9 protein-coding genes and 1 riboswitch are annotated in these 8,114 nt (G+C 72.4%); of the genes, 4 read left to right on the top strand and 5 right to left on the bottom strand.

All coding sequences use genetic code 11. The features are described 5' to 3' along the window. Positions 1-504 precede the first annotated feature (504 nt). The 4 genes from RWH43_RS17620 (at position 505) to thiD (ending at position 4,281) form a co-directional block, all read left to right on the top strand. Positions 505-1,170, top strand: a complete 666-nt coding sequence (locus RWH43_RS17620; protein ID WP_316002167.1) for an SDR family oxidoreductase — start codon at positions 505-507, stop codon at positions 1,168-1,170. Positions 1,171-1,320: 150 nt separating this feature from the next. Further along, positions 1,321-1,412, top strand: a riboswitch (TPP riboswitch). After that, entirely contained in the window at positions 1,404-2,201 is a 798-nt protein-coding gene (gene thiM / locus RWH43_RS17615; protein ID WP_316002166.1) for a hydroxyethylthiazole kinase, read from the top strand. Its footprint overlaps the riboswitch before it by 9 nt. Further along, the gene (gene thiE / locus RWH43_RS17610) at positions 2,201-2,845 is read left to right on the top strand and encodes a thiamine phosphate synthase (protein WP_316002165.1); all 645 of its coding nucleotides are present in this window, start codon (positions 2,201-2,203) and stop codon (positions 2,843-2,845) included. The genes thiM and thiE overlap by 1 nt, the downstream gene beginning before the upstream one ends. Next, positions 2,842-4,281, top strand: a complete 1,440-nt coding sequence (gene thiD, locus RWH43_RS17605) for a bifunctional hydroxymethylpyrimidine kinase/phosphomethylpyrimidine kinase (RefSeq protein ID WP_316002164.1) — start codon at positions 2,842-2,844, stop codon at positions 4,279-4,281. Before thiE ends, thiD begins: the two co-directional genes overlap by 4 nt. Positions 4,282-4,321: 40 nt before the next feature. Here thiD and RWH43_RS17600 read toward each other — a convergent pair whose 3' ends face one another. Genes RWH43_RS17600 through RWH43_RS17580 form a run of 5 tightly spaced genes read right to left on the bottom strand, consistent with a single transcriptional unit; the run spans position 4,322 to position 8,066 of the window. Continuing rightward, positions 4,322-4,504: a DUF5302 domain-containing protein gene (locus tag RWH43_RS17600; protein ID WP_316002163.1), complete on the bottom strand. Its 183-nt coding sequence runs from the start codon at positions 4,502-4,504 to the stop codon at positions 4,322-4,324. 58 nt (positions 4,505-4,562) lie between these two features. Next, entirely contained in the window at positions 4,563-5,501 is a 939-nt protein-coding gene (locus RWH43_RS17595) for a DnaJ domain-containing protein (protein WP_144831651.1), read from the bottom strand. Positions 5,502-5,543: 42 nt separating this feature from the next. After that, positions 5,544-6,149: a hypothetical protein gene (locus tag RWH43_RS17590; RefSeq protein ID WP_316002162.1), complete on the bottom strand. Its 606-nt coding sequence runs from the start codon at positions 6,147-6,149 to the stop codon at positions 5,544-5,546. Then, positions 6,146-6,988: an LssY C-terminal domain-containing protein gene (locus RWH43_RS17585; protein WP_316002161.1), complete on the bottom strand. Its 843-nt coding sequence runs from the start codon at positions 6,986-6,988 to the stop codon at positions 6,146-6,148. The genes RWH43_RS17590 and RWH43_RS17585 overlap by 4 nt, the downstream gene beginning before the upstream one ends. 13 nt (positions 6,989-7,001) lie before the next feature. Beyond that, the gene (locus tag RWH43_RS17580; RefSeq protein ID WP_230703805.1) at positions 7,002-8,066 is read right to left on the bottom strand and encodes an enoyl-CoA hydratase/isomerase family protein; all 1,065 of its coding nucleotides are present in this window, start codon (positions 8,064-8,066) and stop codon (positions 7,002-7,004) included. Positions 8,067-8,114: the final 48 nt, after the last annotated feature.

The raw sequence follows: 8,114 nt of genomic DNA, 5'->3' as shown, positions 1-8,114 counted from the left end.
CGCACCTACACCGACGACCCCCTCCCCTACTCCCCCGCCGTCCGCTTCACCCCCGACGACCCACCCCCACCCGACCCCGACGACAACGGCACACCCCCACCCTTCTGACACACGCACCACCCCGCACCCACGCCTCCCTGCGCGCGCTCCTCCCCGCGCGCGCTCCTCCCTCCCCGCACGCCTCGAGCAGGCGCACCCGCATCGAACACACGCCCTCGCCTCGAGCAGGCGCACCCGCGCCAGCGCCGATGCGCTCGCCTCGAGCAGACACGCCCGCGCCCGCTCCCGGCAGGCGCGCCTGCGCTGAGCAGCGGCACCCGCGGCCTCGCGCTCGCCTCGCCATCACACCCGCCAACGCCCGCCCGCATTCGTGCCCGGCAGCTGCGTCAGCGCTGGTGAGCGGCGCCCCCCGCGCTCGCCTCGCCATCGCCCTCGCTCCCCCACGCCCGCACCCGCCCGCACCCGCACGCGCACGCGCACGCGCACGCACCGTACGCTCGACGCATGCCTCTCGCCCTCGTCACCGGCGCCGCACGCGCGAACAGCATCGCGGCCGCGATCGTTCCGCGCCTCCGCGACGAGGGGTGGGATGTCGTCACGAGCGAGCTCGCCTCCGGCGACTACCCGTGCGACCTGGCCGATCCGGCGGCACCGACCGAGCTGATCGAGCGCATCGCCCGCGAGCGTGGCCCCCTGCACGCGCTGGTGCTGAGCCACGCCCACGACATCGAGAGCGGCATCCTCGACACCAGCGCCGAGAGCTTCGACATCCACGTCGCCGTGAACGCCCGGGCGTCTCTGCTGCTCATCGCCGCGTTCGCGCGGCAGGTCGACGAGACGGGCGGTGCCATCGTCGCCTTCACCAGCGACCACACCACCGGCAACCTGCCGTACGGCGCGTCGAAGGGCGCGCTCGATCGCATAGTGATCTCAGCGGCTCGAGAGCTCGGGCCTCGCGGCATCTCCGCGAACGTCGTCAACCCCGGCCCCATCGACACCGGCTGGATGGACGATGAGACCCGCGACGCCCTGACGCCCCATCACGCGCTCGGTCGCATGGGAACCCCGCGCGACGTCGCCGGGATCACGGCGTTCCTGCTCTCCCCTGAGGGGCGCTGGATCAGCGGTCAGCTGCTCCACACCGACGGCGGGTTCTCGGCGCGGTTCTGAGGCCCGCGCCCGCTCCCGCGCGGGGCGGCGGTGGCCACGTCGCTCCGTTCCGGGGCGCAGCCGCCCCTGCCCCAGCACATCCGACCCCTTCGGTATCCCTCACGTTCCGGCGCACGCGATCGCGGCCGCGGCCTTCGTGCTAGCGTCGCCCGCAGTGACACGGGGTGCCCGCCAGGGCTGAGAACACACCCGTCGAACCTGATCTAGTTCGTACTAGCGAAGGGATGTCGCGAATGGTCGTTCGCACGTCGTCGTCTCCGTCCACCCCCGCAGAGGCCCTCGAGGCCGTGCGCCGAGCCGCGCCGCTCACGCAGTGCATCACGAATGCGGTGGTGACGAACTTCACCGCCAACGCACTCCTGGCTCTCGGCGCGGCTCCCGCGATGTGCGACATCCCCGGCGAGGCCGGGATGTTCGCCGGGATCGCCGGGGGCGTGCTGGTGAACCTCGGCACCCCGACTGCCAAGCAGCGCGACGCGGCACGCGAGGCCGTCGTCGCCGGCACTCCCTGGGTGCTGGATCCGGTCGCCGTCGGAGCCCTCCCCGTGCGCACGGCGCTGGCGCACGAGTTGCTCGCGGCGCGACCGGCGATCATCCGCGGCAACGCCTCCGAGATCCTCGCCCTCGCGGGAACAGGGGCGGGCGGCCGCGGAGTCGACGCGACCGACTCCCCCAGCGACGCGCGTGACGCGGCCGTCGCCCTCGCAGGACGCACCGGCGCGACGGTCGCGGTGTCGGGAGAGATCGACCTGATCGTGGATGCCGATCGCGAGACGCGGATCGTCGGGGGCAGCGCCCTGCTCACCCAGGTCACCGGAGGGGGATGCGCCCTCGGCGCGGCGATGGCCGCGTTCGCCGCCGTCACCGCACCGTTCGAGGCCGCCGTCGCTGCGAGCACCGTATGGGCGGCGGCGTCGGAACGCGCGGCCCGCTCCTCACGGGGGCCCGGCTCGTTCGCGGTGGCGTTCCTCGACGAACTCGCCGCCCTCAGCCCCGACGATCTCGAGGCACGTACCGGAGGCGGTCGATGATGCCCGACCTGTCGCTGCACCTCGTCACCGACCACCGCGTGCCTTTCCCCCGTCTGCGCGACATCGTCGATGCCGCGGTCTCTGCCGGAGTCACGGTCGTGCAGTTGCGCGAGAAGATCGCGACGGGCGGCGAGCTCTTCGCCCGCACCCTCGACCTCGCCGACGTCATCGCCGGGCGCTGCGCCTTCGTCGTCGACGACCGCCTCGACGTGGTGCTCGCCGCACGCTCGCGCGGTGCGCGGGTCGACGGTGTCCACCTCGGCCAGAGCGACTTGCCCGTCGACGCCGCGCGAACCCTCCTGGGTTCCGACGCCCTCATCGGCTGGACCGCCAACACCGCCGCGCACCTCTCGGTGGCACATTCCCTGCCCGCGCGGACCGTCGACTACCTCGGCGTCGGCGTGATCCGCGCCACGCAGACCAAGCCCGACCATCCCACTCCGCTCGGCATCGGGGGATTCGCCGAGATCGCGGCATCCACCGCTCTTCCCTGCGTCGCGATCGGCGGCATCGGCGAGGGCGACGTCGCGGCGCTGCGCGGGGCCGGAGCGGCGGGTGTGGCCGTCGTATCGGCCGTGTGCGCAGCAGACGACCCGGGATCGGTCGTCCGCGCCCTGCGCGCCGCGTGGGCGGCCGACGCATGAGCGTGCGTGTGCTGAGCATCGCCGGCACAGACCCGACCGGCGGTGCCGGCGTGCAGGCCGACCTCAAGTCGATCGCCGCGTTCGGCGGATACGGCATGGCCGTGGTCACCGCTCTGGTCGCCCAGAACACCCGCGGCGTGCGTGCGGTGCACGTTCCTCCGACGGAGTTCCTCGAATCGCAATTGCGAGCGGTGAGCGACGACGTCGAGATCGACGCCGTGAAGATCGGCATGCTCGGCTCGGCTCCGATCGTCGCGGTCGTCGATGCCTGGCTCGCGCAGGTCCGACCGCCCCTCGTCGTTCTCGACCCCGTGATGGTGGCCACCAGCGGCGACCGCCTGCTCGACACCGACGCCGAAGACGCCGTTCGGTCGCTCTGCCGTCGGGCCGATCTCGTCACCCCGAACCTCGCCGAATTGGCCGTGCTCGTGGGCGAGCCCCGCGCGACGACGTGGGACGCCTCCGTCGCTCAGGCCCGATCGCTGGCCGCGAGCGCGCAGACCCGCGTGCTGCTGAAGGGCGGCCATCTCTCGGGGGCCGAGAGTCCGGATGCCATCGTCGACGCGACCGGCGTGCACGAGGTCGCAGGGGTCCGCGTCGCCACCCGCCACACGCACGGCACCGGGTGCTCGCTGTCGTCGGCGATGGCCACTCTCGCCGCGTCCGGCCTGACGTGGCCGGACGCATTGACCCGCGCGAAGCGCTGGCTCACGGGTGCGCTCGAGAACGCCGAGCACCTGCATGTCGGACGCGGCAACGGCCCCATCGACCATCTGCACGAGCTGCGCCCGCACATCGACCTCGACGTGTCGTTCAGCGCCGAGCGGTGGCGGGCGACGGCAGATGTGCGCACCGCTGTCGACGCGTGCGGATTCGTGCGCGGCTTGGCATCCGGATCACTCGACCGAGACGCCTTCGCCTGGTACCTGGGTCAGGACCTTCTGTACCTGCGCGAGTACTCCCGCGTGCTGGCCCGGGTGGCGGCCCTCGCTCCCACCGTCGACGAACAGCGTTTCTGGGCGACCGCGTCGGTGTCCTGCCTCGACGAGGAGGCGGCACTGCATCAGGCGCATGTCGATCCGCGAGGACTGTCACCCGCGGCGTCGACCCTCGCGTACACCGATCACCTGCACACGGCCTCGACCACGGGCTCCTACGCCGTGCTGGTCGCCGCGATCCTGCCGTGCTTCGCGCTGTACACCGACATCGGGGCGCGCTGGCGCGGCACCTTCGACGCCGATCACGCCTACGCCGATTGGCTCACCGCATACGGCGACGAGGAGTTCGCGGCCTCATCGGCGCGCGCGTCGACGCTCGTGGATGCCGCCGCACGGTGCGCCGCGCCGGCCGAGCGCGCGGCGATGGCCACGGCCTACGACCGCTCGATGGCGCTCGAAAGGGACTTCTTCGAGGCCCCGCTCTCGCGCGGGAGATGACGGAATCGGCATCCGCCCCCTCCCGCGCCGAGCGTGGTGCTCAGCCGCTCTTGCGTCGGAACTCGCGCTTGGTGACGGCTGCGTGCGTGCCCTGCACGGCCGAGTGGCCGTCGAGGTGCGCCTGACCCGACTGCTGGGCGCCGTTCTTCTTCGCGAGCGCCTCTTTGAACTTTCGCTTCATCTCTTCGGATGCCGAGGCACCCGAGGTCTCGTCGGTACTCATGCCCCCACCCTAGGCATGCCCACGGCGTCGGAGCACCGCCGGGGCCGGGTCGCGACGCTCAGACGTGCCGTACGCGCTGCTGCAGCCGGGTGCGGATGTCGAACAGCTCCGTGCCGCCGACCTCCCGCGCTCCGGTGATGCCGCGGCGCAACAGGGTCGTCAGGGCGCTGCGGGTGACCAGGGCGACGGGGGTGCCGCGCACCTTGCCGAGGTCGGTGACGGCGTCGAGCACGTCGTCGTCGGGCAGCACGATCATCGCCCCGCTGAACCGCACGCCGGCCGACCGGGCGATCACGCGTGCACGAGAGACGAGCTGGGTCACGGGCGAGCCGAACACGTTCGGACCGGTGATCTCGCCGCGACGCACGCCGACCGGGCCGCCGAAGTCCTCGCTCAGCATCGCGTAGAGGCCGCTCGGACCGAGCACGAGGTGGTCGAGCTTCTGCTCGGGATCGCGCCCGTCGCGATCCGCGAACACGTCGTGCCACACGGTGTAGCCCATGCCGAGCTCCGAGACGAGCCGCGCGGTCTCTTCCTCGGCGAGCGCATCGGCCAGGATGTGCCGGATCTCGGGGGGAGCCGAGCGCACGAGCGCGGGATCATACGGATCCGCGATGTCGACCCCGCGGCCCACCCATTCGCGGATCAGATCGAGGTAGCGCTCTCGTCGCCAGCCACCGGGCTGCCCGTGCGACCGCGCGCGCGGGCGGGTGTCGGCGGGGCGCGAGGGGGCGGATGCCGAGGAGCCGGCGCCCCATTCGGTCGCACCCGACCCTGAGCTCGATCCGCGTCCCCGGTCGTACGCATCGCGCGCCTCGGGGGTGCCGATGAGCTCCCAGGCGCGCTGCACCTGCACGAAGAGGGCGGCGTCTCCCCCGGTGTCGGGGTGGGTTTCGCGCAGACGCACCCGGTAGGCGCGGCGCAGTCCTTCGTCGTCGACGTCGGCGGCCACGCGGAGCACCTCGTATGCCGAAAGCGACATGGGGCTGTCGAACACTGGCGTCATCCGTCCTGCCGCACGGGCGCGGCATCCTTCAGGCTATCCCGCCGAGTCTGAGGGAGCCCCGACCGCCCGCCGAGAAGATGGAGTGCGCGCCCCATCGCGCCGCCGCTCGCGCCGTCGTCTTCGCGGTCGTCGCGCGTACGCCGCCGCGTCGCGGCTCGACAGGGCGAGCAGCACGAGGATGTCGAGGCTCAGCGTGAGCAGGGTCGTGCGCACGGTGATGTCCTGCCCGAACTCCCACCAGCCGATGAACGACCCGATGATCGACAGCGTCGAGATGACCATGACGACGACGCGTGCGACGTTGCCACCCGCCAGCACGAAGGAGCCGAAGACCACCTGCACCAACGCGACGAAGCCGAGCACGCCGAGGAACACCCCGGGCGTCGTGTCGAAGTCGGCGAGGGTGAGGGGGCTCGAGCCGTCGGACGCGTCTCCGGATGCCGCGGCCACCGCCTGCAGCCACGGCGGCAGTTCGAACGCGACGCCGAGCGCCCACAGCATGCCCGCGGCGGCACGCAGGAACACCAGCACCGCCCCGGCGACGGTGGCCGCGGGCCGGTGCATGTCGGAAGCACCCGTGACGGCCGGGGCGAGCGGCTCGAACGCGGCGCGCTTGTGCGGGGCCCGCCGGGCGCTCACGTGCCCGCCTCCGCCGCCGCGACGTCGACCGCCGCGAGGCCGACCGCCGAAACATCGACGATCGGCAGATCCCCGTCGGTCGTGATGCTGTCGCCGCCGCCGTTTCGCGAGTGATATCCGGTGGAGAAGTCGCGGATCACGTCGACCGTCACCCCCGGCACCGCGCGGACCGAGCCGACGATGTGGTCGCGCTCGATGTCGGTGTCGGCGTCGATGCGGTGGGTCACCTGCAGGGTGAACAACGACAGACCGACCGCACGGTCGAAGGTGCCGGCCGCGAGCCAGTCGACCCGACGCCCGCCCGGCAGCAGCCACCCGTCGGGGCACTTCCACAGCCGCACGTGATGGCGCTGGGCCGGCGACCCGGCGACCTCCTGCTGGTAGGCGAGATCCTGCATCCGCCCGAACAGGAACAACGGACTCACCGGAGCCCGCGGGTAGCTGCGCCGACGAAGCGTCGACGTGATGATGCGCCACGACGAGCGCAGGCTGACGGGGTCGGCGGCGATCCACCCGGCGGCGGCCATCACCGCCTCGATCGCCTCCCGCTCGCCCTGGAACGCGAGGTTGACGGGATCGCCGAGCAGCCCGTCGGAGGTGCGGGTGCGCCCCATGAAGTAGTCGGGCACGTAGATCGTGGTCAGGATGCGATGCAGCCGCGGCAGCACGAGATACGCCAGCAGCACCCAGAAGGCGATCACCATCGCGATCCCCGCCCAGCCGAGCGAGAACGACGCGGTGAAGCTCAGGTAGGCGAGCCAGATGGCGGCGAGGCCGGCGAAGACGAAGAAGAACCCGTCGAGGGCCCGACCGATCGACCAGCGTCGCCGCGCGGTCATGACCGCCCCGGCCTCACCACAGCTCCGGCTCCGGCTGGTACGCGAACGCCTCGGCGACGCGGTCGGCGGGAAGGTCCTCGTGCCGCGCAGGCGACCACGACGGCGAGCGGTCCTTGTCGACCACCTGCGCGCGGATGCCCTCGACGAGATCGGGCTGCGTGAACGCGAACCACAGCACGAGGCCGTACTCCTGAGCGAGCGCCGCGCGCAGCGACGGCAGGGCACGGGCCCGGCGCACCGCCTCGAGCGTGACGGCGAGGGCCGTGGGAGCCGAGGCCGCCAGCAGCTCGGCCGTCTCGTGCGCCTCGGTCTCGGGGCGGGCGCGCAGCCGCTCCACGATTCCCGCGACGTCGTCGGCGGCGAAGGCGTCGTCGATCCACTCGCGCGCGGTCTCGAAGCGCGACGGCTCGGGCGTCTCGTCGAACAGCAGCACGAGTTCGGTGGGGCTCGAGGGGTCGGCGCGATTCTCGAGCGCCTCGTACAGCGCCTCGAGGTGCGCGGTCGGGACCATGTGGTCGGCGAAGCCGGCGTAGAGGGCGTCGGAGGCATCCATCGTCCCTCCGGTGAGGGCGAGGTATTCGCCGAGTCGGCCGGGAGCCCGGGCCAGCAGCCACGATCCGCCCACGTCGGGGGTGAACCCGATGCGCGTCTCGGGCATGGCCAGACGTGAACGCTCGGTCACGATGCGGATCGCCGCGTGACCGGCGAGACCGATGCCCCCGCCCATGCAGACGCCGTCGGCGATGGCGACCACGGGCTTGGCCGACGTGGCGATGCGGTGGTCGAGCGCGTACTCCTCGCGGAAGAACGCGTGCACCTCGTCGACCCGGCCGCCCACGACCATCTCGTGCAGCGCCCGCACGTCGCCGCCGGCACAGAAGCCCCGGTCACCGGCACCATCGAGCAGGATCACGTCGACGTCGGTGTCGCGCTCCCAGCGGTCCAGCGTCACGTTCAGCGCGCGGATCATGTCGAGATCGAGGGCGTTGATCGCGCGCGGCCGGTTGAGCGTGAGGTGACCGAGGCCCCCACGACCCCCCACGAGGACGCTGTCGTCGTCGGTTCGCTGTGCGTGCACGATGCCACGTTACACAGACCGATCTCGGCGGTCCCGGCCCCCGATGAC

Origin of the sequence: Microbacterium algihabitans (assembly GCF_032464975.1) — a bacterium.
GTDB classification, from domain to species: Bacteria; Actinomycetota; Actinomycetes; order Actinomycetales; family Microbacteriaceae; genus Microbacterium; species Microbacterium algihabitans.
This window is presented reverse-complemented; position numbering and strand designations above follow the sequence as displayed.

Coding starts and splice junctions, on each gene's coding strand:
- RWH43_RS17620 (WP_316002167.1), top strand. CDS start 505: ATGCCTCTCGCCCTCGTCACCGGCGCCGCACGCGCGAACAGCATCGCG.
- thiM (WP_316002166.1), top strand. CDS start 1,404: ATGGTCGTTCGCACGTCGTCGTCTCCGTCCACCCCCGCAGAGGCCCTC.
- thiE (WP_316002165.1), top strand. CDS start 2,201: ATGCCCGACCTGTCGCTGCACCTCGTCACCGACCACCGCGTGCCTTTC.
- thiD (WP_316002164.1), top strand. CDS start 2,842: ATGAGCGTGCGTGTGCTGAGCATCGCCGGCACAGACCCGACCGGCGGT.
- RWH43_RS17600 (WP_316002163.1), bottom strand. CDS start 4,504: ATGAGTACCGACGAGACCTCGGGTGCCTCGGCATCCGAAGAGATGAAG.
- RWH43_RS17585 (WP_316002161.1), bottom strand. CDS start 6,988: ATGACCGCGCGGCGACGCTGGTCGATCGGTCGGGCCCTCGACGGGTTC.